The organism is Pseudoxanthomonas sp. 97-1-1 (assembly GCF_057773125.1).
In genome coordinates, this window is record NZ_JBYMTJ010000004.1 from 377,632 (window position 1) to 400,858 (window position 23,227).

Consider the following 23,227-nt stretch of genomic DNA (forward strand, 5'->3'; position numbering starts at 1 on the left):
GGTGTTTGTAGGAGCGACGTGAGTCGCGACCGCACGGTGTCAGCTCATCCCGAAAATCGGCACGCGATCTGCCTTGGCTGTTTCCACCGACAAAGGTGCACCGATATCCCGGTCGCGACTCACGTCGCTCCTACAGAAAAGCCGAGCTCAGAACACCACCACCATCGCCGCGCCCGCAGCGAGCGCGGTCAACAGCCCTGCCGAGACGCGCAAGCCATAGGCCGCCCCACCACTGATCCACGCGATCACCGATTTGGCGGTCAGGCTGGCCGCCAGCAACGCCAGCATCCACCACCGCGCTTCCGCGGCCTCCAGTCCGCCACGCGAGAACTGGTTGGCCAGCGTCGCCACCGCCGCGTGCAATTCCGCCAACGCGGACATCGCCGCTGCGGCCATCGCGCCGCGGGGACCGATCCACGCCGCCAGCGCCGCCGCGACGAAGGTCAGCACCGCAACCAGCAGCGCGAAACCCAGCGCCTGGCCGAAGCGGAACATGCGGCTTTCGGAGGTCGGCGGCTTCACCGCATCGTCTTCGCTACGATGCAGGCCCAGCAGGCCGCCGGCCAGCAGTACGCCACCGATCGCGCCCAGTTCCGGCAGCAGGTCGCGTACCAGGGCTGGGGATACCGCCCACAGGATGGGCACGCACAACGTCAGCGAGGCCAGATTCGCCAGCAGCGCGGCCGCGACAGCCGAACGCAACAGGGCCGGTGTTTCCTTCGCCCGCTGTCCGAACCCGATGGTGGCCGCCGTCGACGACACGTAGCCGGCAAAGAACCCCGCCGCCGCCAACCCCCAGCGATTGCCCACCACGCGCAGCACGACATGGCCCAGCGCACTGACCGCCATCACCAGCACCACGAGTTTCCAGATGGTGGCCAGGTTGATGGCGTCGAAAGGCCCGATCGGGCGGTCCGGCAGGATCGGCAGGATGACCAGCGCCGAAGCGAGCAGCAGCAGGCCGTCGAACACCTCGCGTTCGCTGAAGGTGTCGCGGGTGAGTTCATGCAGCGGCTGCTTGGCATACAGCAGCACGGCCACCACCACCGCCAGCGCGGTGGCCAGCGCCGGTGCGCGCATCGCCATGGCGCCCAGCAGGAAGGTCAGCACCAGGGTCACTTCGCTCGTCAGGCCGGGATCGTCCTGGCGCGTGGCGTGGTAGGCCATCGCCGCCAGTGCCCCGACGACGCCCAACCCGACCAGCAACACGGGCAGTCCCAGCCATGCCGCCACCGCTGCGCCCAGCGCCACCAGCGCATGCGTGCGCAGGCCGGCGATGGCATGCGCGCGACGACCGTGGCTGCGTTCGCGCACCAGGCCGATCAGCAGGCCCAGGCCCAGCGCCGAGGACAGCGCCAGCCAGGTCTCCGGGGTTGCTTCGTCCATTCCTTCCTCCAGACCCGTCAGCATAGCGAATGGTCTTGCATTGGTCCCATCAACCCGGACAATGCGCGCACCGTTCGCCGTGGATCCCATCATGCCCGCTCCCGTTCCGTCCGCCGTCTCGCTGAGCCGCTACCTGATCGAGGAACAGCGCGCCGGCCGCATCAGCGCCGACCTGCGCCAGCTGATCGCGGTGGTGGCCCGCGCCTGCACCAGCATCTCCATTGCGGTCAGCAAGGGCGCGCTGGGTGGTGTGCTGGGCGATGCCGGTACCGGCAACGTGCAGGGCGAGGCGCAGAAGAAGCTGGACGTGCTGAGCAACGACATCCTGTTGGAAGCCAACGCCTGGGGCGGCCACCTGGCCGCTTGCGCCTCGGAAGAGATGGACCACAGCCAGCCGATCCCGGACGCCTACCCGCGCGGCGGTTTCCTGCTGCTGTTCGATCCGCTGGACGGCAGTTCGAACATCGACGTCAACGTCTCGGTCGGCACCATCTTCTCCGTGCTGCGTTCACCGGATGGCGTGACCACACCGGGCGACGAGCACTTCCTCCAGCCCGGCCGCGAACAGGTCGCCGCCGGCTACTGCATCTACGGCCCCAGCACGATGCTGGTGCTGACCACGGGCAACGGCACCCATGCGTTCACGCTGGACCGCGAGCAGGGCGCGTTCGTGCTGACCCAGCGCGACATGCGCATTCCCGAAGAGACGAAGGAATTCGCCATCAACATGTCCAACCAGCGCCACTGGGAAGCGCCGATGCAGGGTTACGTCAGCGACCTGCTCGCCGGCAAGGAGGGCCCGCGCGGCAAGGACTTCAACATGCGCTGGATCGCCAGCATGGTGGCCGACGTGCACCGCATCCTGACCCGCGGCGGCATCTTCATCTACCCGTGGGACCGCAAGGACCCGGGCAAGGCCGGCAAGCTGCGCCTGATGTACGAGGCCAACCCGATGGGCATGCTGGTGGAGCAGGCCGGCGGCGCGGCGAGCACCGGGCGCGAGGACATCCTGTCGCTGCGCCCGACACAGCTGCACCAGCGCGTACCGGTGTTCCTGGGATCGAGGAAGGAAGTCGAAGCCGCCGTCGGCTACCACCGCGCGCACGACACGGCCGCGGCGTGATCGCGATACGCAGGCCGGCGGCTAGAATCCAGGCATGACGCCGAACAGAGAGCCTGCCGACTTCATCGAGGTCTATCACGACGCCCTGGACGTGGAGACCTGTCGCGCCATCGTGGCGCGCTTCGATGCCAGCCGGCAGGACCGGCCAGGGCAGGTGGGTGGCGGACACCACCCGGAGCTCAAGCACAGCCGCGACATCAGCATCAGCGGGCAGGCCGACTGGCGCGACGTGGAACAGCGCCTCAACCTGGCCGTGCTCGCCGGGTTGAAGCAGTACCTGCGTACCTATCCCTTCAGCCTGATCGCGCCCTTGATGCTGCAGCAGCCGGGCGCCGACGGGCAGCTGCGCCGCCTGGGTTACGAGGACGTCGCCGGCATGGATGACGACGCGCTGATGAAGCTCATCATGGCGGTGTTCGTGCCGGGCCGGATCAACCTGCAGCGGTATCCCGCCGGCGAGGGTGGCTATCCGTACTGGCACTGCGAGCTGTTCCCGAAAGGCGCGGATGCCGAACCGCTGCACCGCCACGTGCTATGGACGCTCTATCTCAACGACGGCTTCGAGGCGGGCGAGACAGAATTCTTCCACCAGCAACGCAGGATCGTGCCCCGCACCGGCAGCCTGCTGATCGCGCCGACGGCGTTCACCCACACGCACCGCGGCAACCGTCCGGTGGGCGGCGACAAATACATCGCGACCAGCTGGATCCTGTTCCAACGCGCTGAACACCTGTACGGCGGACGCTGAAGCGCGACAACGTCGCTCAGGCGACATCCCGCCGTGCATCGATGTCGCTGCGCAACCGCTGCAATGCCGCCTCCACACCGCCCACCACCATCACGCAGGGGACTGCGAGCATCAGGTTGAGCGGCAGGCCGAACTCTTCCAGTTGCCAGCCGTGAACGTCCATGCCGGCATCAACCGCCAGGTACTGGGGACAACGGTGACGGATGCGTTCGGCAAGGCTGCCGCTGTCGGGCACATAGGCGTAGACCGGCTTGCCGCGGGCGACGGCATACCCGACTTCGAAGCACGTGCCGCTGTCCGGTTCCGCACCGCGGAAGAAATCGAGGTTGGCGAGCACCGCATCGGCGGCATCCAGCAGACCGATGTCGGCGCGGTAGATCCGGCGCGCGGTATCCCGTGCATCGCCTGTCGCGTGTCCAGCCACCTGCGCGTCCAGCGGAAACAGGCCCTCGAAGCCATGGTGTGCACACAACGCCTTGAGTCGTTCGCCGTGCGCAACCGCGTCGGGGCGGAAGATGTCCGGACCGGCGAGGTAGAGGGACGTGATCATCGGCGTGCATGCGGAGGAAGGCACACGGGATTGTCCATGCGCGCCTCCGGGGTTTCCCGTGACCGATCGTCGCAGCGCGCTCGCCGATGCCGTCAGAACAGTTCGCCCTGGGGCGACGGCGCGCGTGGCGGCACGAAACGGCTGCACTCGAGCGGCGGATGCCGGCGCTCCCTGAAACCGGCCCTTTTGAGTGCCAGCGCGAACCGGCGCGCCAACAGATCGGCATAGACGCCTTCGCCACTCAATCTCTTCCCGAACCGGCTGTCGTAGTCCTTGCCGCCGCGCAGTTGCTGGATCGTGCTCATCACATGCGCGGCGCGGTCGGGAAGATGCGTCTGCAGCCAATCGCGGAACAAGGGAGCGACTTCATGCGGCAGGCGCAGCAACACATAGCCTGCGGCGGTGGCGCCATGTGCACTCGCCGCGTCCAGCACGGCTTCCAGCGCCTGGTCGTTCACCCACGGGATCACCGGCGCGAACATCACGCCAACGGGAATGCCGGCTTCGCTGAGGCGCTTCACGGCCTTCAGCCGGCTGTGCGGTGCGGACGCGCGCGGTTCGAGGCGTGAGGACAGCGCGTTGTCCAGCGTGGTGATGGAAAAGTACACATGCACCAGGTTTTCGCGGGCCATCGGGACGAGAAGATCCAGGTCACGCTCGACCAGCGCGTTCTTCGTGATCAGCGAGAACGGATGCCTGGTTTCGGCCAGCACCGCGATGATGCGACGTGTCAGTTGCAGCTTCCGTTCAACCGGCTGGTAGGCGTCGGTGTTGATGCCCAGCGAGATCGGGCTGACCCGATAACCGGGCTTCGCAAGCTCGCGCCTCAGCACCTCCGGCGCATTGGTCTTCGCGAAAATCCTGGTTTCGAAATCCAGTCCGGGCGACAGGTCGAGATAAGCGTGCGACGGGCGCGCGAAGCAGTAGCTGCAGCCGTGCTCACACCCCCGGTAGGGATTCAGCGACTGGTCGAAGGGGATGTCCGGCGACTGGTTGCGGGTCAGGACACTGCGCGCGACCTCCTCGCGCAGTTCGGTCTTCGGCGCGGACGTGATGTCGCCTTCGCCATCGGCATCATGCCAACCGTCGTCGACGGCTTCCGGCGTGGTCACCGCGAAGCGACCGGGCAGGTATCGGGCGGAACCACGTCCCTTCACGCTGGGCGGGGGTGTCGTCATGCGGACAGTTTGCACCGTGATCGTCGCAGGCTGCGCGACACCGAATAGAATCGCTGGATGACTGATGTGCTGAACGCCCTGTGGGAGTCTTTCACCTCGCTGCCGCATCTGCAGTTGTGGGTGACGGCCGCGTGGCTCTTGTACCTGGTGCCGCTGTGCGCCTGGATCGTGCTGCAGAAGCGGGAACCGGTGGCCACCCTGAGCTGGCTGCTGTCGCTGGCACTGCTGCCCTACGTGGGCTACCTGATCTACTTCCTGCTGGGGCCGCAACGGATCAAGCGCCACCAGTTGCGTCGTACGCGCTCGCGCGAAGGGCTCGACAGCTACGAGGTCTTCGCGCCTACCGACGGCAACAGTGCCGAGCTGCCCATGCTCGCGCAGAAGATCACCGGCCTTCCTCCCTCCGCCGCGACCTCCGTGCAGCAGCTGGTCGATGGATGCGCCACCTACCAGGCCATCGTCGACGCCATTGAAGCCGCAGACAACCACATCCACCTGGAGTACTACATCTTCAATGGCGACCGCACCGGCATGCGCGTGCTCGACGCACTGGCGGCGAAAGCGCGCCAGGGGGTGAAAGTCCGCCTGCTGTTGGACGCCGTAGGCTCCAACCGCCTGAAGAAGCGCGCACTGCAGTCACTGGTGGACGCCGGTGGCGAGTACGCGTGGTTCCACCCCACCCGCTTCCGGCCCTTCACCCGGCCATGGCTCAACCTGCGCACCCACCGCAAGATCGTGGTGGTGGACGGTCGCATCGCCTTCACCGGCGGCATCAACGTCACCGACGACGAAGACGAATCCTTGCGCGACGATGCCTACCGCGACCTGCACCTGCGCCTGGAAGGCGAGATCGTGCGCAGCATCCAGCAGGTGTTCGTGGAGGACTGGGTCTACGCGACCGGGCAGCAACGCACGGATTTCCAGGGCACGCGGTTGTGGAGCGCGGGCGATGCGAACGTACGCGGCGGCATCGTCACGCAGGCGCTGGTGTCGGGACCGGATTCCGCATGGGAGCCGATCCACCGCTTGAAGGTCGCCGCCATCCACGAAGCGAAGCAGCGCGTGTGGCTGGTGACGCCCTACTTCGTGCCGGGTGAAGCAGCGCGGATGGCGCTGACATCGGCGGCACTGGGTGGGCTGGATGTAAGGCTGGTGGTCCCGAAGGTGAGTGATTCGCGCCTGGTGACGCTCGCTGCGCGGTCCTACTTCGACGAGTTGCTGGCCGCAGGCGTGAAGGTCTACGAGTACGGCCCGCGGATGATGCACAGCAAGGCGCTGCTCTGCGACGACGCCATGGCGATCATCGGCAGCGCCAACTTCGACCACCGCAGTTTCCGCCTCAACTTCGAGATTTCGATGATGTTCCGGGACCGGGGCGTCGCCGGCACGCTGGCGCAGTGGCTGGAAGCGGAAATCGCCGCCAGCGAACCGGTGAAGCTGCAGCGCGACCGTTCGCTCTGGCGGCACCGGCTGCCCGAGGCGCTGGCCCGCCTGATGTCGCCGTTGCTGTGAAGCAGGCCCGTTTTTGTGCCGTGCCGGAGGCGGTAATATGCCGCGACCAACCCGGGGGTGGACGATGCACTGGTTGTTCCTGTTGATGGCGGTCGGCGCCCTGTATGTCGGCTTTTCCGTGACCTCCACGGCGGTGATGGTGATTTCCCTGCTCGCGTCGCTGGTGCTGTTCCTGCTCTGGATCATGGGCTGGTACGCACGCCGCATCGGTGAGAGCAGCCGGGATCCGTCGCAGATGATCGATCCCACCGAGCTGCGCCGCCTGCGCGAGGTGGCCGAGGCGCGCCGCAACGCGATGCCACCCGCAGAGCCCCCCGCTTCGTGACAGCGCTCAGCGTCAACGTCAACAAGATCGCCGTGCTGCGCAATTCACGGGGAGGCACGGAGCCGGATGTGGTGCGCGCCGCGCGCACATGCCTGTCCGCAGGCGCGCATGGGATCACGGTGCATCCGCGGCCGGACCAGCGGCACATCCGCACGGCGGACGTGCATGCCCTGTCGGCACTGACGCGCGAGTGCGGCGTTGAACTGAACCTGGAGGGCAATCCTTTCGCCCCGCTCCGCGAGGGCTATCCCGGGTTCCTGGCCCTGTGCGATGCCGTGCGGCCGGCGCAGGCGACGCTGGTACCGGATGCCGACGGGCAGATCACGTCAGACCACGGCTTCGATTTCAGTCGCGACATGGATCGCCTGCAGCCGCTCGTTGCCGAACTGAAGGCCATGGGCTGTCGTGTCAGCCTGTTCGTCGACGCCGGTTGCGTGGGCCTGGCTGAAGCCGCGCGGGTTGGCGCGGACCGCGTCGAGATCTTTACCGGCCCCTTCGCTGAGGCCGCCGCGCGTGGCGACGCTGCAACCGCGCTGGCACTCTGCGCCCGGACCGCACGCGAAGCGCAGGCCCTGGGTCTGGGCGTCAATGCCGGGCACGATCTGAGCCAGGACAATCTGGGTGATTTCCTGACCGCCGTGCCCGGGGTCCTGGAGGTCTCCATCGGTCATGCGTTGATCGGTGAAGCGTTGTACGCCGGCCTCGAGCGCACGGTGGAGGCCTACCTGGCCATCCTGCAAACACCCGCCGGCGCCGCTCGCTGAGCGCCGACCGGCGCCATCACGCGCGCATCAGTTCCGCATCACGATATGGTCCAGGCCGCTCGCTTCGGCCTGTGCCAGGGCGCTGACCAGTTGCTGGTAGTCGGCGCCAGCGGAAGCATCCACCTGCAGTATCGTCCGGGGGTCGGCGACAAGGGCATCCTCGAGCCGGAGACGCAGCTCGGCGAGTGATACCGGGCGGTCGTCCAGCGTGTAGGTTCCCCCAAAACCGACCTTGAGGACGAGGTCGTTCGGCGGCTCGGTCCTTTCTCCCGGTGCGGGCTGCGGCAGGATCGTGTCGATCGGGCGCGAGAGCAACGGCGCGGTGACGATGAAGATCACCAGCAGTACCAGCATCACGTCCACGAGCGGGGTGATGTTGATTTCGGCCAGTTCACGACGGCTTGCAGGAACGGAGAACGCCATGGCACACCTCCTTCTGTCAGGGACCGTGGTCCTGACGCTACGCCGGTCCCGGGGTTCCGACAAGAGGGGTGACCCGGCCTGTACAGGCGCAAAGAAAAACGCCGCCCGGGTGGGCGGCGTTCAAAGGTCTGTCGCGTCAGGATTACTGTACGAAACCGATCTTCATCATCTGCGCGTTCTTCGCGGCGGCCAACACCTTGGCCATCACGTCGTAGTGCGATTCCGAATTGGCTTCGATGCGCAGCTCCGGCTGATTGGTCGGATCGCGCTGTACTTCCTCTTCCATCTTCTGCTGGAGGTCGGCCACGTTCGCCGGGCTGTTGTTCCAGTAGACCGTGCCATCGGCCTCGATGCGCAGATCGATCGGCGGCGGCGGCTCACGCACCTGCGGCGGCGGGTTGATCACGCGCTGCGGCAGGGCCACTTCGATCGGGTACGTCATGATCGGCGCGGTCACGATGAAGATGATCAACAGCACCAGCATCACGTCCACGAGGGGCGTGACGTTGATGTCGGCCATGGGGCCCTTGCTTCCACCACTGCTGAATGCCATGGCTTACTGCCCCTTCTCTTTCGTGGCCACGTAGCCGATGTCCAGCATGCCCTGACCCTGCGCGATCTTGGTGACGTCGGCGATGGTGCCCATCTTCGTCGTCTTGTCGCCGCGCAGGTTGAGCTTCGGCTGCGGCTGCAGCTGGGCCACGCTGGACAGGCGGGATTCCAGGATCTCCTTGGTCACCGGCTCGTCGCCCCAGTACAGATCGCCATTCTCCTTGACGGAGATGGTGATCGGCGGGGTCGCCGGCGCGGTCTTGTCCGCCGGATCCTGTACCAAATTCGCTTCGGGCAGTTCGATCTTCACCTTATGCGACATCAGAGGCGCCGTGATGATGAAGATGATCAGGAGCACCAACATCACGTCCACGAGGGGCGTGACGTTGATCTCGGCCATCGGGCCGCTGCTATTACCACTACTGAAAGCCATGACGGGCTCCGTCTAGAACGTTGCGTTGACTGCTTGTACCGCCGGCTCAGCGAACGCGCGAGCCGGTGGCGAAGAAGTCGTGCAGGTCGTGCGCGAACGTGTCGAACTTGGCGATGGTCGCCGAGTTGGTCTTGCTGAAGAAGTTGTACGCGAACACGGCCGGGATGGCGACGAACAGACCGATGGCGGTCATGATCAGCGCTTCACCCACCGGGCCGGCAACGGCGTCGATCGAGGCCTGGCCGGTTGCACCGATGCGGATCAGGGCGCCGTAGATGCCCCACACCGTACCCAGCAGACCCACGAACGGTGCGGTCGCACCGACGGTGGCCAGCAGCGTCATGCCGCCCTGGAGGTTGGTGCTCTCGCGGGTCACGGCCTGGCGCAGGGCGCGGTCGACGAACTCGGAGCGGCTCAGGGTTTCGCCCAGGCCTGCGGCGGAACCTTCGGCGCGCTGGTGGTGCGCGGCTGCCTGGGCAGCGTCAAGCGCGATCTTGGAGAACGGCTCGTTCTTCGGCTGCTCTTCCATCAGGCGGATGGCGTCCTGCGCGTTCGGCGTTTCCCAGAATGCGCTGGTGACGCGATCGGCCTGGCCCTTCAGGCGGCTGCTGCGCAGCACGTTGATGACCGTCCAGTACCAGGACATGGCCGACATGATGACGAGGGTGAGCAGCACGACCCACGAGACGATGAACTCGCCGGGCTTGCTGATCATTTCGCTGATCATGTGCTCGAAGCCCATCTGCGACAGGGCATTCGCGGCGTTGGTGCCCCCGGCGGCGGCGGCAAAAAGGGTTTCCTGCAGCATGACGCTTACCTTTATATAAGTGTTGATAGAGGGTGTTGCGGTTCTGAAAGGATGGAGCGTTGACGTTGGCCCAGGTGTTGGCCGCGGTCTTCCTTCTTAAAGCGTGAAATCCACCGGCACGCGGACCCGGCCAGCTGACTTCTGGCCGTTGACGACGGAAGCATTGAAGCGCCACTTGCGTGCGGCATCGATCGCTGCACGGTCGAGGTCGCGGTTGCGGCTCGACTTTTCCACCGACACGTTGGTGACGTTGCCGTTGGCGTCCACGTCGATGATCAGGATGACCGTACCGGTGATACCGGCGCGCGCAGCGGCGGGCGGGTAACGCGGCGGGTTCATGTTCTTCGACGAGATGTCCACGCTGGCACCGATGTCCGGCGTCGGCGCAGGCGGTGCGGGCGGCGACGGCGGGGTGACGATGTCGGTCGGACGCGGCTCGGCGATGTCGACCGGCGGTGCTTCCGGCGGCGGCGGCAGCGGGGTCGTCTTCGGCGGCGCCAGGTTCTTGACCGGCGGCGGCGGCGTGTCCTGCTTCGGCGGCGGCGGCGGCGGCGGCGGCGGGGGAGGCGGCGCGTCGACGATGACGACCGAGGTGCGGCGCTCTTCCTTCTTTTCTGCCGGCGGAGCAACCGCCGGGATCAACAGCGCAAGCAGGGCCGCTGCGTGCAATGCGATCACGAAGGCAATACCGATGATACGGGGCCAGTTGAGGCTGTTGTCCTCTTCTTCTTCCCGGTACCTGTTGATGACCAGTTGTTCAGCCATGCGCCAATTAACTCAAGGTTGTTACGAGCGCCGAGACGCCTCGTCGATTCTGGGCCCTGCCGGTGGTTTTCACCGACGGAACCCCCAGCTTATACCAATCCGGCGCCCCGATGCCATCATCCGTATGGATTAATTGGCCTTCGGTGTCATCGAATCCCGTTACGGCAACGCGATGATCTTCTTCGCGTCGTCCGGCTTCTTCAGACCCTTCCCCAGCGCGGCTCGCGCAGCGACCTTGGCTTCCGGGATACGGCCTTCCTGCCACAGGACGCGCGCCAGGTTCAGATAGGTTTCGCCATCCGCGGCGAGGGGCGCTGCCTTCTGCCACGCGTCGATGGCTTGCGGGATCTGCTCGGAGTAGTAGTACGCCTGCGCCAGGGCCAGGAAGGTCTGGTGGTCCGGCTTCAGCAAGCCCTTCTCCAAACCTTCGTTGACGACGGAAATGACGTCCTTCTCCCGGCCGTCCATGTTGGCGTAGGTCACGTAGAGCTGTCGGTATTCCTTTTCTTCGGTCAGCTGGCCAGCGGAACGCATCTTCTCCAGCGTGGTGGCGGCCTTGTCGTACTGGTCCGCCTGCTGGTAGGTCGCGACCAGGTTGAGCTGGGCCTTCTTGTCGGCCGGATTCTTGGCGGCCATCTGCTCGGCGATCTTCACCGCTTCGGCAGGCCGCTCGGCGGCGATGAGCGAGGCCAGCAGCAGACCGTACCAATTGTCCTTGGGCTCGGGCGTGGCGGCGATGGCCTGCTCGAGTACCGGGATGGCTTCGGCGTACTTCTCCATCTGGTACAGCGCCTGGCCTTTCTGGATCAGGTCGTCGGGCTTGTTGGATTTCGTCTCTGCGAGATAACGGTTGAGATTGGCCATGCCCGGCTCGAACTCGTCGTCCTGCAGCTGCAACTGGGCCAGCATCAGCATCGACTGGTAGTGGCCGTTGTTGTCCAGCGCGTTGAGGTCGATCACCTGCTGGAGCAGCTGCTTGGCTGTCGCCATGTCATCCAGGTTGTATGCCGCCTGCCCGCCCAGCTGGGCGGCCATGGCCTTGTCATATTCGTTCGCATTCGGTTCGGCCAGCAGCTCCTTGGCCAACGCCAGCGTCTCGGCGTCGTTGTCTTCCTTCTCGTAGGCCTTGAACAGCTTGCCCAGCTTGCCCTGCATCTTGCTGGAGGGCTTGGTCTTGGGGTCCTCGCGCGTCGCGTCGGGGTAACGGACTTCCGCTTTCTGGCTGCCTTCGCGCGAACCGCTCCGGTTGGCAGAACGGGCGGACTGCGCCACGGCATCGGCGACAACGCCGCCGCCAAAGGCGGCCAGCAGCATCATGCTGAGTAGGGTGTTCTTTTGCATGCGGAGCTTCATCTTCAAACCTCGTCAGGCCATCCGGGGGATGACGGTCCAACCCGCCTGCGTGCGGGGCCGGCAAAACTAACAGAAACCTGGTGCGTGCGGATACCGTTTCAGGTGTTGCGTAGCAGCAATACCGTGCCGTGTGTCAGCCGCATTTCGGCGCGTTTCCGGCCTTCCTGGCCGCCTCGTAGGTGGGTACGAGGGAGGGCGCATCGCGTTGCAGTTCGCGAATGCGGTTGGCGGGGTCGGGGTGCGTGGACAGCCACTGCGGTTGACGGCCACCGCTGGCGGCCATCATGTTCTGCCAGAGATCGACGGCCTGGCGAGGATCGAAGCCCGCCTGGGCCATGAGCCGCTGGCCGACCACATCCGCCTCGCTCTCCTGGGTGCGCGACCCTGGCAACAGGAAAGCCGCCTGTGCGGTCATGCCACCCAGCTGGTTCACCGTGCTGGCCGCACCCTCACCGTAGCGCGCACCGGCCAGCGCACCGAGGACGCCCAAGCCGGCCTGCGCTCCCATCTGACGGGTAATGCGCTCTTCGTGGTGGCGCGCGATCACGTGGCCGATCTCATGCCCGAGCACCGCCGCAAGCTGATCCTGGTTCTTGGCCACCGTGAAGATGCCGGTGTTCACGCCCACCTTGCCACCCGGCAGCGCGAACGCGTTGGGCTCTTTGTCCGAGAAAACAGCGGTTTCCCACGCGACGCTGCGTTGTTCGGGAGGCAGCTGGCGCACGAGTGCGTTGACCACGCAGGTGACGTAGCCGTTCTGTCGCGCGTCGCGACTCAAGGTTTCCTTCGCCTTGGTCTCGGCAAAGGCCTGTGCGCCCAACTGATCGAGTTGCGCCTGCGAGACGCCCCCAACCATCTGGGTCCGGCCGGTGGGCGAGGTCGTCGTGGCACACGACGTCAGACCGAGAATTGCGACGGTCCCGAGAATCCAGACTTTCATGCGCGCCCCCTGCGACCATTGCGTACAACGCGAGTCTGGGCAAACGCGTCTTAAACTTTCGTCAATCACATTAAGCCTGCGTCTGGCCGTAAATCTGCAAGACAGCCAGCGCAAGGGCGTTGTTCAGGATATGCGCGGCGATCGGCGCCCACAGCGTGCCTGTCAACCGGTAGACCCCGGCAAACATGGCGCCCATGCCCGCATAGACCAGAACCAGGAAAAGTGTGCTGGTGAGGGGTTTTCCGTTGAGGCCCGGCATTTCATGGACGAGGGCGAACACGAGGCTGCTCAGCACCAGGCCCAGGACGGGCCAGCCCGCATGCCACAGTCGCCCGAACAGGACGCGGCGGAACAGCAGCTCCTCGTACATGGGCGCAAGGACGACAGCGAACAGGCCCAGGAACACGGGGTATTGCGCGAATCCGGCCTTGATCACGTCCAGGTTGCTCGGTTCCAGGTCCAGCCCCAGCGCGCGGCCGCATCCGCTCATGACTGCACTGAACAGAAAGGTCGAAATTCCCGCAGCAAGCGCCCAGAACCAGGTCCGGGGAAGACGCGTGTTGGCCCGTGACTGCTTCTGTTCGGTGATCGTTGCGCGTCGGCGCCAGAAGTACAGCAGCAGCGCCGTGCCGCCGGTGCTGACGAGCGTGGCCACGATGAGGAACAGGACGGGCGGAGCGCCCACATTCGCCTGCAGGGCCTGCGCGTCGATCATGCCGCCATGCGTGCGCGCCAACTGCACACCGCGCCAGCCGGCCCATCCCAGCAAACCCAGGAGCATGGCTGAGAACGAAAGCACCACCGCCAGCACGACATCCAGTGCGAACGCCGGCAGCACGCCGCGCAATGGACGTCCGCCGGGGACTCCCGCGTCGACCAGGGAGGAGGGGACCGGGTTCATCCGCCGAAACATCACACGTCGAGGTTGGAAACCTTCAGCGCGTTGTCTTCGATGAACTCGCGACGCGGCTCCACCACGTCTCCCATCAACGTGCTGAAGATCTGGTCGGCGGCGACGGCGTCCTCGATGCGCACCTGCAACAGTCGGCGCGTATCCGGATTCACCGTGGTATCCCACAGCTGCTCGGGATTCATTTCACCCAGGCCCTTGAAGCGCTGGATGCTGCGGCCCTTCTTGGCCTCTTCCAGCAACCATGCCTGTGCGTCGGCGAAGGTAACCACCGGCTGCGCCTTGTTGCCGCGGATGACCTGTGCGCCTTCGCGCACCAGTCCATGCAACAGCGCCGCCGCTTCGCGCAACGGACGCAGTTCGCCGGTCTCGAAGGCCGACAGCGACAGCACCTGCACCAGCTCCTCGCCCATGTGCCGACGCGTCGCGAGCAGCGCAGCGGGGCGTTGTTCCGTGGCGGGCTGCAGTGTCAGCGCATAGCGCGCACTGCCCAGGCTGCTCCGGTTGAGCTTGGCTTCCAGCGCGGCCAGTTCATGCCGCTCGTCGATGTTCTTCTGCAGGTGCTCCGCATCGAGCGGGGTGAAATCGATCAACGACTCCAGCAGCACCGAATCGTAACGGTGCGCATTGCGTGAGATGGCATCGCGCGCGGTGGTGAAGGCAAGCAGCAGCTTCTCCAGGGCTTCGCCGGAGATCGGGGGCTCGCCATCGGCGGGAATCAGCGACGCGCCTTCGACCGCATTGTTGGCCAGGTACACGTTGAGCGCCGCATCGTCCTTCAGGTACAACTCCTGCTTGCCCTGCTTGAGCTTGTAGAGCGGCGGCAGGCCGATGTAGATGTGGCCTCGTTCGATCAACTCCGGCATCTGCCGGTAGAAGAACGTCAGCAGCAGCGTGCGGATGTGCGAACCGTCGACGTCGGCGTCGGTCATGATGATGATGCGGTGGTAACGCAGCTTGTCCGGGTTGTACTCGTCCTTGCCGATGCCGGTGCCGAGCGCGGTGATCAGCGTGCCGACTTCGGCGGAGGCGAGCATGCGATCGAAGCGCGCGCGTTCCACGTTGAGGATTTTTCCCCTCAATGGCAGCACCGCCTGGTTCTTGCGGTTGCGGCCCTGCTTGGCGGAACCGCCGGCCGAGTCACCCTCGACGATGAACAGTTCGGACAGTGCCGGATCCTTCTCCTGGCAGTCGGCCAGCTTGCCGGGCAGGCCGGCGATGTCCAGCGCCCCCTTGCGGCGGGTCAGGTCGCGGGCCTTGCGTGCGGCTTCGCGGGCACGCGCGGCGTCGACGATCTTGCTGGCGATGGCGCGGGCTTCGTGGGGGTGTTCCTGCAGGAACTCCTCCAAACGTGCGCCGAACGTGCTCTCAACGGCCGGCCTGACCTCGGAACTGACCAGTTTCTCCTTGGTTTGAGAAGAGAAGCTGGGGTCCGGCACCTTCACCGACAGCACCGCGATCATGCCTTCGCGCATGTCGTCGCCGGACAGATTGACCTTGGCCTGCTTGGCGATGCCGTTCTGTTCGATGTAGTTGGTCAGCGTGCGCGTCAGCGCGGCACGGAAGCCGATCAGGTGGGTACCGCCATCCTTCTGCGGGATGTTGTTGGTGAAGCAGAACATCGTTTCCTGGTAGGCGTCGGTCCACTGCAGGGCGACATCCACCACGATCCCGCTGGCTTCGCCGGTGACCGAGATGACATTCGGGTGCAGCGGTGTCTTCAGCTGCGCCAGGTGCTCCACGAAGCTGCGGATGCCGCCTTCGTACTCGAAGACATCCTGGCGGCCTTCGCCACGCTCGTCGATCAGGGTGATCTTGACGCCGGAGTTGAGGAACGACAGTTCGCGCAGGCGGCGCGCCAGGATGTCGTAATGGAACTCGACATCGCTGAAGATCTCGGCCGCCGGCAGGAAGCGCAGCGTGGTGCCGCGGCGCTCCGAAGCTTCCAGCTGCTTGAGCGGGTAGGTGGGCTCGCCCAGCGCGTATTCCTGCTGGTAGTGGTGGCCATCGCGCCAGATGTCCAGCCAGAGGTGCGAGGACAGGGCATTGACGACGGATACGCCCACGCCGTGCAGGCCGCCGGAAACCTTGTAGCTGTTGTCGTCGAACTTGCCGCCCGCGTGGAGCACGGTGAGGATGACTTCCGCCGCCGAGACGCCTTCTTCCTTGTGGATATCGACCGGGATGCCGCGACCGTTGTCCGAGACCGAGACCGAGCCGTCTTCATGGATCTTCACCACCACATTGTCGGCGTGACCGGCCAGCGCTTCGTCGATCGAGTTGTCGACGACCTCGAACACCATGTGATGCAGGCCGGTGCCGTCGTGCACGTCGCCGATGTACATGCCGGGCCGCTTGCGGACCGCTTCCAGGCCCCGGAGGACGGTGATCTTGCTGGAGTCGTAGGTGCTGTTGCCGTTCGGTGCAGAAGAGGTCGTTTCGTCGGTCATTCGCTTCGGGTCGGCTGCATGGCAGGCGCCGCGTCACCGGGTCGGTGGGCGCCACGCGCGGGCCAAGGGATTCAATGCGGAATTATAGCACTGGTGGGCACTTAGCCCTCTTTGCCGCCAACCTGCTGCAGCCCTATGGCGCCCTGTTCCACGTGGAACACAGTGGGCGTAGCCTGCATGCCAGTGAGTCCGGAAGGGCTTTCGGTGCCGGTAATCAAGACTTGGGCACCGCAAGCCAGCAGCCGCTCCAGGATGCGGCGCTGGTGATGCCGATCCAGCTCCGATGCCAGGTCATCCAGGGCGATGACCGGCCACTCGCCTCTTCGCGCAGCGAAATCCTCCGCCTGAGCCAGCAGGCAGCACAACGCGGTCAGTTTTGCCTGGCCGCGGGAAAGCGTTTCGCGGTGGGGCAGGCTGGAGTAGTCGATGCGCCAGTCAGCCCGGTGGGGGCCGACGGTGGTGTAACCCGCCGAACGGTCCCGCTCCCGGGCGAGCAGCAACGCGTCCGCCAATGCCAGTTCGTGGCGCCGCCACCCGGGCTGGAACTGCAGGTCTGCGGAACCGAGCGACGGCGCCAGTTCCGTGGCAACCGCCGACAGATGGCCCTGCAAAGCTTCGAGATAACGCAGGCGATGACCCGTCAATGGTTCACCCGCTTCGGCCATCTCGTGATCCCAGGCATCGAGTTGGGCACCCCCTGCGCCTGACTTCAGCAGGGCATTCCGTTGCTTGAGCGCCCGGGCATACCGACGCCACAACGGCAGGAAGCTCCCCTCACCTCCCTGTTCCACGTGGAACAAGCCCCAGTCGATGAAACGACGACGCGGTTCACCGCCACCGGTGACCAGGGCGTGGCTACCCGGCTCGAAGCTGACAACTGCGAGCGCGGCGCAAAGATCTCCGAGTTGAGCCACATTCTCGCCATCCAGCCGACCGGTCCATGTCTGGCCGGTATGGCGAAGGCCCGCGCGACGAAGACGCTCCTGGCCCGTTTCGCGCCACTCCACGAACACCTCGACGGCGTCGGCACCGGTTCGGACCAGGCCGTCACGCACGCGACCACGGAAGCTGCGTCCGTATGCCATCAGGTGGAGCGCTTCGAGCAGGCTGGTCTTGCCCGCGCCGTTATCGCCTGTGATCAGATTGAGCCCGGGTCCCGGGGCCACTGAAACCTGCTGGAATCGACGCAACCCGCTTACCTCCAGGCGGGTTACCTGCACGGGGAGTTCCCCTGCGTGCCCCAAGGCAACTGGGCACGGGAAAGGCGAGGGCGGAGCAAGGGGCAGGCGAGCGACAGCGGCATCGCGAGATTCTAGCGTGCGGTGTTGCCCGGAAGCCGGATCGCTCGAAATCGGTACCTGGAAACGACATCGCCCGGCGCGGGGCCGGGCGACTGGCGTGTTTCACGTGGAACAAGGCGGGTCAGAGACGCAATGGCATCACGACATGGCGCGACTTCTCGCTACTCGCCTCACGCACGAGTGCCGAGGAATTGGCATCGCGCAGCTGCAGGACGATGTGCTCGTCGCGCAGGGCCGACAACGCGTCCAGCAGGTAGTTGACGTTGAACCCGATCGCCAGACCGTCCACCTTGGTGTCGGCTTCGATTTCTTCCTGGGCCTCTTCCTGCTCGGGATTATGAGCGCTGATCTTCAACTGGCCGGGAGAAACCTCGACACGGACGCCCCGGTACTTCTCGTTGGACAGGATGGCGGCGCGCTGCAGGGCGGCGCGCAGGACTTCCCGATCCAGCAGGACTTCACGGTCCGCGCCAATCGGAATCACGGCGGCATAGTCAGGGAAGCGGCCATCGATCAACTTCGAAGTGAACGTCACATCGTCCCGCTTGACCCGGATGTGGCTGCGGCCGACCTCCAGCTCCAGCGACCGGTCGCCACCTTCCAGCAGTCGCTGCAGTTCGGTCACGCCCTTGCGGGGCACGATGATCTGACGCTTGCCCACGGGAGCACCTTCCAGTTCCGCCTCGCACAGGGCGAGGCGATGGCCGTCGGTCGCCACGCAGCGCAGCGTCCGCTCGCTCAGGTCAAACAGCAGCCCGTTGAGGTAGTAGCGCACATCCTGCTGGGCCATCGCGAACGAAGTGCGTTCGATCAGCTCCTTCAAGGTGGCTTCCGGCACCTCGATACGTTCGGTCGCTTCGACTTCGTCCACTGACGGGAAATCGTTCGCAGGCAGGGTCGCCAGCGTGAAACGGCTGCGGCCGGCCTGCACCGTGACCTTGTCGCCCGTCTGGCTCACCGTCACCTTGCTGCCGTCGGGCAGCGCCCGAATGATGTCGAACAGCTTGCGCGCCGGGATCGTGGTTTCACCGTCCTGCGCCTCATCGACACCGATACGGGAAATCATCTCCACTTCCAGGTCGGTACCGGTCAGCGAGAGCTGCCCGTTCTGCACCTGCACCAGGAAATTTGCCAATACCGGCAACGTCTGCCGGCGTTCGACCACATTGACCACCTGGGCCAAGGGCTTGAGGAAAGCTTCGCGCTGCAGACTGAAACGCATGAGTGTTGGGGCCCCTTCGCTTTGGATTTTTAAAGACTAAAAGCTTAAAAGCTGGTGGTGATGGTAGGGCCCGAAATCCGGGAAAACCCACATAACCATTTGAATTGAATCAATTTCTTCTTCTTCCAACCCGGTGGACAGGGGCGGGTGTGCCTATGCAGAAACCTGTGGACAACTTTCCGGCCTGATTCCACGCACATCTTATCCACAGAAGGCAGGCCTGCTTGTCCACGATGTTATGCGTTGCCCCGTTTCGTCGCCCCACCTACAGTAACGCCACAGGTTGCGGCGGCGGCCTGGAGCAGCGACATCGACGACAGGAAACGGCATGCCATACCCAGAGCCGGCACCTGCGGCGGACACACGGGACAACGTGAAGCACTGGTCGGATGCCCTGCGTCAACGCGGATGCGCCGCAGGGCGATCCTCGATTACTCGCTGAGTTTCCGGATCAGCTTGTCCCAGTCCTCGCGCAGCTTGCCATCCGCTTCCATCAGGGTGCGGATCTGTCGGCAGGCGTGCAGCACGGTCGTGTGATCGCGACCGGCGAACGCGTCGCCGATTTCCGGCAGGCTGTGTTCGGTCAGTTCCTTGGCCAGGGCCATCGCCACCTGCCGCGGACGCGCCAGTGAACGCGTGCGCCGCTTGGACAGCAGGTCCTTGACTTGCAGACCGTAGTAGTCTGCCACGGTCTTCTGGATATTGGGGATGCTGATGGCCTGCTGCTGCGCGCGCAGCAGGTCGCGCAGGGTTTCCTGGGCGAACTCCGTGGTGATGGCGCGCCCGGTGAAGTTGGCGCGCGCCGCGAGCGTGTTGAGTGCGCCTTCCAGATCGCGCACGTTGCTGCGCATCTTCTTGGCCAGCAGGAACGCCACGTCGTCGGGGATCTGCGCACCGCGCTCGTGCGCCTTGGCCAGCACGATGGCCGCGCGCGTCTCGAAGTCCGGCGGGTCGATCGCCACGCTCAGGCCCCAGGCCAGGCGTGATTTAAGCCGGGGTTCCAGGCCTTCCACTTCGCGCGGATAGCGGTCGCAGGTCAGGATGATCTGCTGGCGGCCGTCGAACAGCGCATTGAAGGTGTGGAAGAACTCTTCCTGCGTGCGGTCCTTGCCGGCGAAAAACTGGATGTCGTCGATCAGCAACGCATCCACTTGCTGGAAGCGACGCTTGAACTGGTCCATCGACTTTTCGATCAGTGCCTTGGTCATGGCGCTGAAGAACTGTTCGCTGCGCAGGTACAGCACGCGCGCATTCGGGTTCTGCCGGCGCATTTCATTGCCGGCCGCGAACATCAGGTGCGTCTTGCCAAGGCCGGTGCCGCCATACAGCAACAATGGATTATGCGAACGATCGCCCGGCTTCTGTGCGGCCTGCCATGCGGCGGCGCGACCGAGCTGGTTGCTGCGGCCTTCGACGAAATTGTCGAAGGTGTAGTGCAGGTCCATGTTGCCGGCGAAGGGCTCGGCAGGCGCTGCGACCCCAGTGCTGTGGCCCGTCGCGACCGGCGCGTTGATGTCGACCGGTTTGCTGCGCGAACCGATTTCCAGCGAAACGTCACCGTGGCCGACAAAGTAATCCAGCAGCTCACGGATGCGGCCCAGGTAACGCTCGCGAACCTGCTCCACGATGAAGGCGTTGGGTGCGTACAGCACCATGGCATTGCTGCGCTGCTCGGCCTGCAGGGGCTTCAGCCAAGTGTGTACATCCTCGGCCGGCAGTTCGGCTTCCAGGCGTTCGAGGCAACGGGGCCAGGCATCCATCAGGTGGAACAACTCGCGTGTGGGGTAGAACAGGCCATCCCGCGTTGCCGGAGGCAGCACGGGGCGGAGTCAATGGGGTCAGCCAGACTACCACCGGCGTCGGGACCCGCCAACGATCCTGTGCATAAGATGTGGATGAAGCGTGTGAACGGCACCGTGTTCAGCCCGTTGTGAAGGACCATCGTGTCGAAAGCACCGGGGGAGTTGACCGTAAACCGGTGGTTCCTATAGAATTTCCGGTTCTTTCCACCCGAACACGCCCGAGGGCCCCATGGCCACCAAGCGCACTTACCAACCCAGCAACCTGAAGCGCAAGCGCGACCATGGTTTTCGTGCCCGCATGAAGACCGCCGACGGCCGCAAGATCCTGGCCCGTCGTCGTGCCAAGGGCCGCAAGCGCCTGACCGCCTGATGGCTTGGCCGCACATCGCGGCCATGCATCCATGCGTTCACTGCATCACCAGGAGCCCGCCCGGTCACGAGCGGGCTTCTTGCTGAGATGAGCACCACTTTCCCGCGCGTCGCGCGCGTCCGCGCGCGAGCAGACTATGCGCGCGTGTTCGATCAGGCGCGCCGCACCTCCGATCCGATGCTGAGCCTGCACTGGCTGCCGGGCGAGGGGCCTGCACGCCTGGGGTTGGCGGTATCGCGCAAGGTCGATACGCGCGCCGTCATGCGGAACCGGATCAAGCGCCAGTTGCGCGAACACTTCCGTCGTCTGCGCGCGGGCCTTCCCGGCGGCGACTACGTGGTGGTCGCGCGCGCGCCGGCTGCCAAGGCGGATGCAGGCCAGCTGCGGGCGACCTTCGAACGCGTCCTCGTGCGTGCCGGCGCATTGCCGCCACCGGCACCGGGCGGCACAATGCCGCCGGGCTTGAATTCCCCTTCGCCGCCACCCACTCCTTCTTCTTCGACCAAACCGGTTTCCGACGCCGGTTGAGACTGCCTGCCTGATGAACCAGACCCGTGTATTCCTGATCTTCGCCTGGCTGATGGTGGCGACCTTGTTGTGGATGCAGTGGGGCCAGCAGAAGGCGGCCCCCGTGGCGCCCGCTGCGGCCACCCTCGCGACGGCAGCGCCCGCCGGCAGCACCGTACCGACCGCGACCCCCAGTACCGGCACCGCACCCGGTGCCAGCGGGACCGTGCCGACGGCGCCGATGGTGCCCGCCACGCCCGCGACAGCGGCGAAGACATCGACGGCTGCACGGGTGACGGTGTCCACGGACGTGCTGCGCCTGGTCGTGGACGGTGGCAGCGTGCTGCAGGCAGACCTGCTGCATTACCCGCAGAGCAAGGCGCCGGGCAGTGGTCCGGTCCGCCTCATGAGCGAAGACCCCCAGCATTTCTACGTGGCCGAAAGCGGTTGGGTCAGTGGGCAGTCGAAGGCGCCCGACCATCATGCGTTCGTGCCCGAGAACGGTGCCGGCGATGTCGCGCTCGCCCAGGGCGCCGACAGCGTCCGCGTGCCGTTCCTGTGGCAGGGCCCGGACGGCGTGAGCATCCGCCGCACCTACACCTTCAAGCGCGCCAGCTATGAGGTGGAAGTACGCGATGAGGTCGTCAACGCGGGCGCCGGCACCTGGCAGGGCACGGTCTACCGTCAGCTGCTGCGCACACCGCCGGAGGTCAAGAGCGGGATGACCAATCCGGAGTCCTTCAGCTTCAGCGGCGCCACATGGTGGGATGGCGGCTACCAGCGCCGCAAGTTCAACGAGGATTATCTGGAAGACGGTCGCGTCGATGCGCAGGTGAAGGGTGGCTGGATCGCGATCCTGCAGCACCACTTCTTCACGGCATGGATTCCGCACACCGACGACACCACCACTATCTCGCTCGACAACCCGAATGGCGGCGCGCGCGCGTTGATCCGCGAGATGGGGCCGGGTGTGAATGTCGGCCCGGGCCAGCAGGCCACCACGACTGCCCGCTTGTGGATAGGTCCCAAGCTGGTCGACAAGATCCATGCGATCAACGCGCCCGGCATCGACCGCGTGGTCGACTACAGCCAGTTCGCGATCCTCGCGCTGCTGGGCCAGGGCCTGTTCTGGGTGCTGAACTTCCTGCATGGCTTCATCGGCAACTGGGGCTGGTCGATCATCGGCCTGGTGATCCTGGTGAAGCTGGCGCTGTATCCGCTGTCGGCGGCGCAGTACAAGAGCTTCGCCAAGATGCGCAAGTTCCAGCCGCGCATCCAGCAGTTGAAGGAGCGCTACGGCGACGACAAACAGAAGTTCCAGGTCGCCATGATGGAGCTGTACAAGAAGGAGAAGATCAACCCGATGGGCGGCTGCCTGCCGATCCTCGTGCAGATGCCGGTGTTCCTGGCGCTGTACTGGGTGCTGGTGGAAACCGTCGAGCTGCGCCAGGCGCCGTGGTTCGCGTGGATCCAGGACCTGACCGCGCGCGACCCGTACTTCATCCTGCCCGTGCTCAACATGCTGGTGATGTGGCTGACGCAGAAGCTGACGCCGGCGCCGGGCATGGATCCGATGCAGCAGAAGATGATGCAGTTCATGCCGCTGGTGTTCGGCGTGATGATGGCCTTCTTCCCGTCCGGCCTGGTGCTGTACTGGGTCACCAACGGCGCGCTGGGCCTGCTCCAGCAGTGGTGGATGACCAAGCGCCACGGCGAGTCGGCCACGCCACCGAAGGCCGCGACGGCGAAGTAATTGTCGCCCACCGCTGCGCCACGAAGCCCGCCCTCCGGCGGGCTTCGTGTTT

General features: G+C 65.4%; 23 protein-coding genes. 8 read left to right on the top strand and 15 right to left on the bottom strand.

Translation table 11 applies throughout. The features are described 5' to 3' along the window. Positions 1 to 147: 147 nt before the first annotated feature. Entirely contained in the window at positions 148 to 1,386 is a 1,239-nt protein-coding gene (locus tag AC3DET_RS17005) for an MgtC/SapB family protein (RefSeq protein WP_488392385.1), read from the bottom strand. A gap of 91 nt (positions 1,387 to 1,477) precedes the next feature. Between AC3DET_RS17005 and AC3DET_RS17010 the strand changes: the two genes are divergently transcribed. Next, complete coding sequence (locus tag AC3DET_RS17010; RefSeq protein ID WP_488392386.1) at positions 1,478 to 2,509, top strand: class 1 fructose-bisphosphatase; 1,032 nt, start codon at positions 1,478 to 1,480, stop codon at positions 2,507 to 2,509. Between the two features lie 34 nt (positions 2,510 to 2,543). Beyond that, positions 2,544 to 3,257, top strand: a complete 714-nt coding sequence (locus AC3DET_RS17015; protein WP_488392387.1) for a 2OG-Fe(II) oxygenase — start codon at positions 2,544 to 2,546, stop codon at positions 3,255 to 3,257. 16 nt (positions 3,258 to 3,273) lie between these two features. Here AC3DET_RS17015 and AC3DET_RS17020 read toward each other — a convergent pair whose 3' ends face one another. Continuing rightward, a complete protein-coding gene (locus tag AC3DET_RS17020; protein WP_488392388.1) occupies positions 3,274 to 3,807 on the bottom strand; it encodes a nucleoside 2-deoxyribosyltransferase in 534 nt (177 codons plus the stop codon). 92 nt (positions 3,808 to 3,899) lie between these two features. Continuing rightward, positions 3,900 to 4,985: a PA0069 family radical SAM protein gene (locus AC3DET_RS17025; RefSeq protein WP_488392389.1), complete on the bottom strand. Its 1,086-nt coding sequence runs from the start codon at positions 4,983 to 4,985 to the stop codon at positions 3,900 to 3,902. Positions 4,986 to 5,042: 57 nt separating this feature from the next. Here AC3DET_RS17025 and cls point away from each other — a divergent pair, with 57 nt between their 5' ends. From cls to AC3DET_RS17040, 3 genes are all read left to right on the top strand, one after another. Continuing rightward, the gene (cls, locus tag AC3DET_RS17030; RefSeq protein WP_488392390.1) at positions 5,043 to 6,497 is read left to right on the top strand and encodes a cardiolipin synthase; all 1,455 of its coding nucleotides are present in this window, start codon (positions 5,043 to 5,045) and stop codon (positions 6,495 to 6,497) included. A 64-nt stretch (positions 6,498 to 6,561) separates the two neighbouring features. After that, positions 6,562 to 6,822 (top strand): hypothetical protein, encoded by a 261-nt coding sequence (locus AC3DET_RS17035; protein WP_192203098.1) that lies wholly within the window; start codon positions 6,562 to 6,564, stop codon positions 6,820 to 6,822. Further along, complete coding sequence (locus AC3DET_RS17040; protein ID WP_337732836.1) at positions 6,819 to 7,586, top strand: pyridoxine 5'-phosphate synthase; 768 nt, start codon at positions 6,819 to 6,821, stop codon at positions 7,584 to 7,586. The genes AC3DET_RS17035 and AC3DET_RS17040 overlap by 4 nt, the downstream gene beginning before the upstream one ends. A gap of 27 nt (positions 7,587 to 7,613) precedes the next feature. Here AC3DET_RS17040 and AC3DET_RS17045 read toward each other — a convergent pair whose 3' ends face one another. The 12 genes from AC3DET_RS17045 to dnaA form a co-directional block, all read right to left on the bottom strand. Beyond that, positions 7,614 to 8,009, bottom strand: coding sequence for an ExbD/TolR family protein (locus AC3DET_RS17045; protein ID WP_488392391.1), 396 nt, complete (start codon positions 8,007 to 8,009; stop codon positions 7,614 to 7,616). 142 nt (positions 8,010 to 8,151) lie between these two features. Then, complete coding sequence (locus AC3DET_RS17050; protein WP_192203093.1) at positions 8,152 to 8,562, bottom strand: ExbD/TolR family protein; 411 nt, start codon at positions 8,560 to 8,562, stop codon at positions 8,152 to 8,154. Between the two features lie 3 nt (positions 8,563 to 8,565). Further along, complete coding sequence (locus tag AC3DET_RS17055) at positions 8,566 to 8,994, bottom strand: ExbD/TolR family protein (protein WP_192203091.1); 429 nt, start codon at positions 8,992 to 8,994, stop codon at positions 8,566 to 8,568. 46 nt (positions 8,995 to 9,040) lie between these two features. After that, positions 9,041 to 9,802, bottom strand: coding sequence for a TonB-system energizer ExbB (gene exbB / locus AC3DET_RS17060; protein ID WP_142122860.1), 762 nt, complete (start codon positions 9,800 to 9,802; stop codon positions 9,041 to 9,043). Between the two features lie 96 nt (positions 9,803 to 9,898). After that, on the bottom strand, positions 9,899 to 10,567 hold the full coding sequence (locus AC3DET_RS17065) for an energy transducer TonB (protein ID WP_142122859.1): 669 nt from the start codon (positions 10,565 to 10,567) through the stop codon (positions 9,899 to 9,901). A gap of 159 nt (positions 10,568 to 10,726) precedes the next feature. Beyond that, on the bottom strand, positions 10,727 to 11,920 hold the full coding sequence (locus AC3DET_RS17070) for a tetratricopeptide repeat protein (RefSeq protein WP_192203087.1): 1,194 nt from the start codon (positions 11,918 to 11,920) through the stop codon (positions 10,727 to 10,729). 133 nt (positions 11,921 to 12,053) lie between these two features. Next, positions 12,054 to 12,860, bottom strand: coding sequence for a M48 family metallopeptidase (locus AC3DET_RS17075; RefSeq protein ID WP_337732834.1), 807 nt, complete (start codon positions 12,858 to 12,860; stop codon positions 12,054 to 12,056). 70 nt (positions 12,861 to 12,930) lie between these two features. Beyond that, the gene (locus tag AC3DET_RS17080; protein WP_488392392.1) at positions 12,931 to 13,761 is read right to left on the bottom strand and encodes a CPBP family intramembrane glutamic endopeptidase; all 831 of its coding nucleotides are present in this window, start codon (positions 13,759 to 13,761) and stop codon (positions 12,931 to 12,933) included. 11 nt (positions 13,762 to 13,772) lie between these two features. Beyond that, positions 13,773 to 16,220, bottom strand: coding sequence for a DNA topoisomerase (ATP-hydrolyzing) subunit B (gene gyrB / locus AC3DET_RS17085; protein ID WP_488392393.1), 2,448 nt, complete (start codon positions 16,218 to 16,220; stop codon positions 13,773 to 13,775). Between the two features lie 101 nt (positions 16,221 to 16,321). Continuing rightward, the gene (gene recF, locus AC3DET_RS17090; RefSeq protein ID WP_488392394.1) at positions 16,322 to 17,440 is read right to left on the bottom strand and encodes a DNA replication/repair protein RecF; all 1,119 of its coding nucleotides are present in this window, start codon (positions 17,438 to 17,440) and stop codon (positions 16,322 to 16,324) included. Positions 17,441 to 17,642: 202 nt separating this feature from the next. Beyond that, entirely contained in the window at positions 17,643 to 18,743 is a 1,101-nt protein-coding gene (gene dnaN, locus AC3DET_RS17095; protein WP_192203079.1) for a DNA polymerase III subunit beta, read from the bottom strand. A 431-nt stretch (positions 18,744 to 19,174) separates the two neighbouring features. Next, positions 19,175 to 20,503: a chromosomal replication initiator protein DnaA gene (gene dnaA / locus AC3DET_RS17100; RefSeq protein ID WP_488392504.1), complete on the bottom strand. Its 1,329-nt coding sequence runs from the start codon at positions 20,501 to 20,503 to the stop codon at positions 19,175 to 19,177. A gap of 271 nt (positions 20,504 to 20,774) precedes the next feature. Between dnaA and rpmH the strand changes: the two genes are divergently transcribed. From rpmH to yidC, 3 genes are all read left to right on the top strand, one after another. After that, a complete protein-coding gene (gene rpmH, locus AC3DET_RS17105; protein ID WP_013536759.1) occupies positions 20,775 to 20,915 on the top strand; it encodes a 50S ribosomal protein L34 in 141 nt (46 codons plus the stop codon). Positions 20,916 to 21,002: 87 nt separating this feature from the next. Continuing rightward, complete coding sequence (rnpA, locus tag AC3DET_RS17110; protein WP_488392395.1) at positions 21,003 to 21,443, top strand: ribonuclease P protein component; 441 nt, start codon at positions 21,003 to 21,005, stop codon at positions 21,441 to 21,443. A 13-nt stretch (positions 21,444 to 21,456) separates the two neighbouring features. Then, the gene (yidC, locus tag AC3DET_RS17115; protein WP_488392396.1) at positions 21,457 to 23,175 is read left to right on the top strand and encodes a membrane protein insertase YidC; all 1,719 of its coding nucleotides are present in this window, start codon (positions 21,457 to 21,459) and stop codon (positions 23,173 to 23,175) included. Positions 23,176 to 23,227: the final 52 nt, after the last annotated feature.

Excerpts from the sequence above, each read along its gene's own strand:
- AC3DET_RS17055 (WP_192203091.1), bottom strand. The coding sequence starts at position 8,994 with ATGGCTTTCAGTAGTGGTAATAGCAGCGGCCCGATGGCCGAGATCAAC.
- dnaN (WP_192203079.1), bottom strand. The coding sequence starts at position 18,743 with ATGCGTTTCAGTCTGCAGCGCGAAGCTTTCCTCAAGCCCTTGGCCCAG.
- AC3DET_RS17010 (WP_488392386.1), top strand. The coding sequence starts at position 1,478 with ATGCCCGCTCCCGTTCCGTCCGCCGTCTCGCTGAGCCGCTACCTGATC.
- AC3DET_RS17020 (WP_488392388.1), bottom strand. The coding sequence starts at position 3,807 with ATGATCACGTCCCTCTACCTCGCCGGTCCGGACATCTTCCGCCCCGAC.
- AC3DET_RS17050 (WP_192203093.1), bottom strand. The coding sequence starts at position 8,562 with ATGGCATTCAGCAGTGGTGGAAGCAAGGGCCCCATGGCCGACATCAAC.
- gyrB (WP_488392393.1), bottom strand. The coding sequence starts at position 16,220 with ATGACCGACGAAACGACCTCTTCTGCACCGAACGGCAACAGCACCTAC.
- yidC (WP_488392396.1), top strand. The coding sequence starts at position 21,457 with ATGAACCAGACCCGTGTATTCCTGATCTTCGCCTGGCTGATGGTGGCG.
- AC3DET_RS17045 (WP_488392391.1), bottom strand. The coding sequence starts at position 8,009 with ATGGCGTTCTCCGTTCCTGCAAGCCGTCGTGAACTGGCCGAAATCAAC.
- rnpA (WP_488392395.1), top strand. The coding sequence starts at position 21,003 with ATGAGCACCACTTTCCCGCGCGTCGCGCGCGTCCGCGCGCGAGCAGAC.
- AC3DET_RS17075 (WP_337732834.1), bottom strand. The coding sequence starts at position 12,860 with ATGAAAGTCTGGATTCTCGGGACCGTCGCAATTCTCGGTCTGACGTCG.
- AC3DET_RS17035 (WP_192203098.1), top strand. The coding sequence starts at position 6,562 with ATGCACTGGTTGTTCCTGTTGATGGCGGTCGGCGCCCTGTATGTCGGC.
- AC3DET_RS17080 (WP_488392392.1), bottom strand. The coding sequence starts at position 13,761 with ATGAACCCGGTCCCCTCCTCCCTGGTCGACGCGGGAGTCCCCGGCGGA.
- rpmH (WP_013536759.1), top strand. The coding sequence starts at position 20,775 with ATGGCCACCAAGCGCACTTACCAACCCAGCAACCTGAAGCGCAAGCGC.
- AC3DET_RS17025 (WP_488392389.1), bottom strand. The coding sequence starts at position 4,985 with ATGACGACACCCCCGCCCAGCGTGAAGGGACGTGGTTCCGCCCGATAC.
- dnaA (WP_488392504.1), bottom strand. The coding sequence starts at position 20,503 with ATGGATGCCTGGCCCCGTTGCCTCGAACGCCTGGAAGCCGAACTGCCG.
- AC3DET_RS17065 (WP_142122859.1), bottom strand. The coding sequence starts at position 10,567 with ATGGCTGAACAACTGGTCATCAACAGGTACCGGGAAGAAGAAGAGGAC.
- exbB (WP_142122860.1), bottom strand. The coding sequence starts at position 9,802 with ATGCTGCAGGAAACCCTTTTTGCCGCCGCCGCCGGGGGCACCAACGCC.
- AC3DET_RS17015 (WP_488392387.1), top strand. The coding sequence starts at position 2,544 with ATGACGCCGAACAGAGAGCCTGCCGACTTCATCGAGGTCTATCACGAC.
- AC3DET_RS17005 (WP_488392385.1), bottom strand. The coding sequence starts at position 1,386 with ATGGACGAAGCAACCCCGGAGACCTGGCTGGCGCTGTCCTCGGCGCTG.
- AC3DET_RS17070 (WP_192203087.1), bottom strand. The coding sequence starts at position 11,920 with ATGAAGCTCCGCATGCAAAAGAACACCCTACTCAGCATGATGCTGCTG.
- cls (WP_488392390.1), top strand. The coding sequence starts at position 5,043 with ATGACTGATGTGCTGAACGCCCTGTGGGAGTCTTTCACCTCGCTGCCG.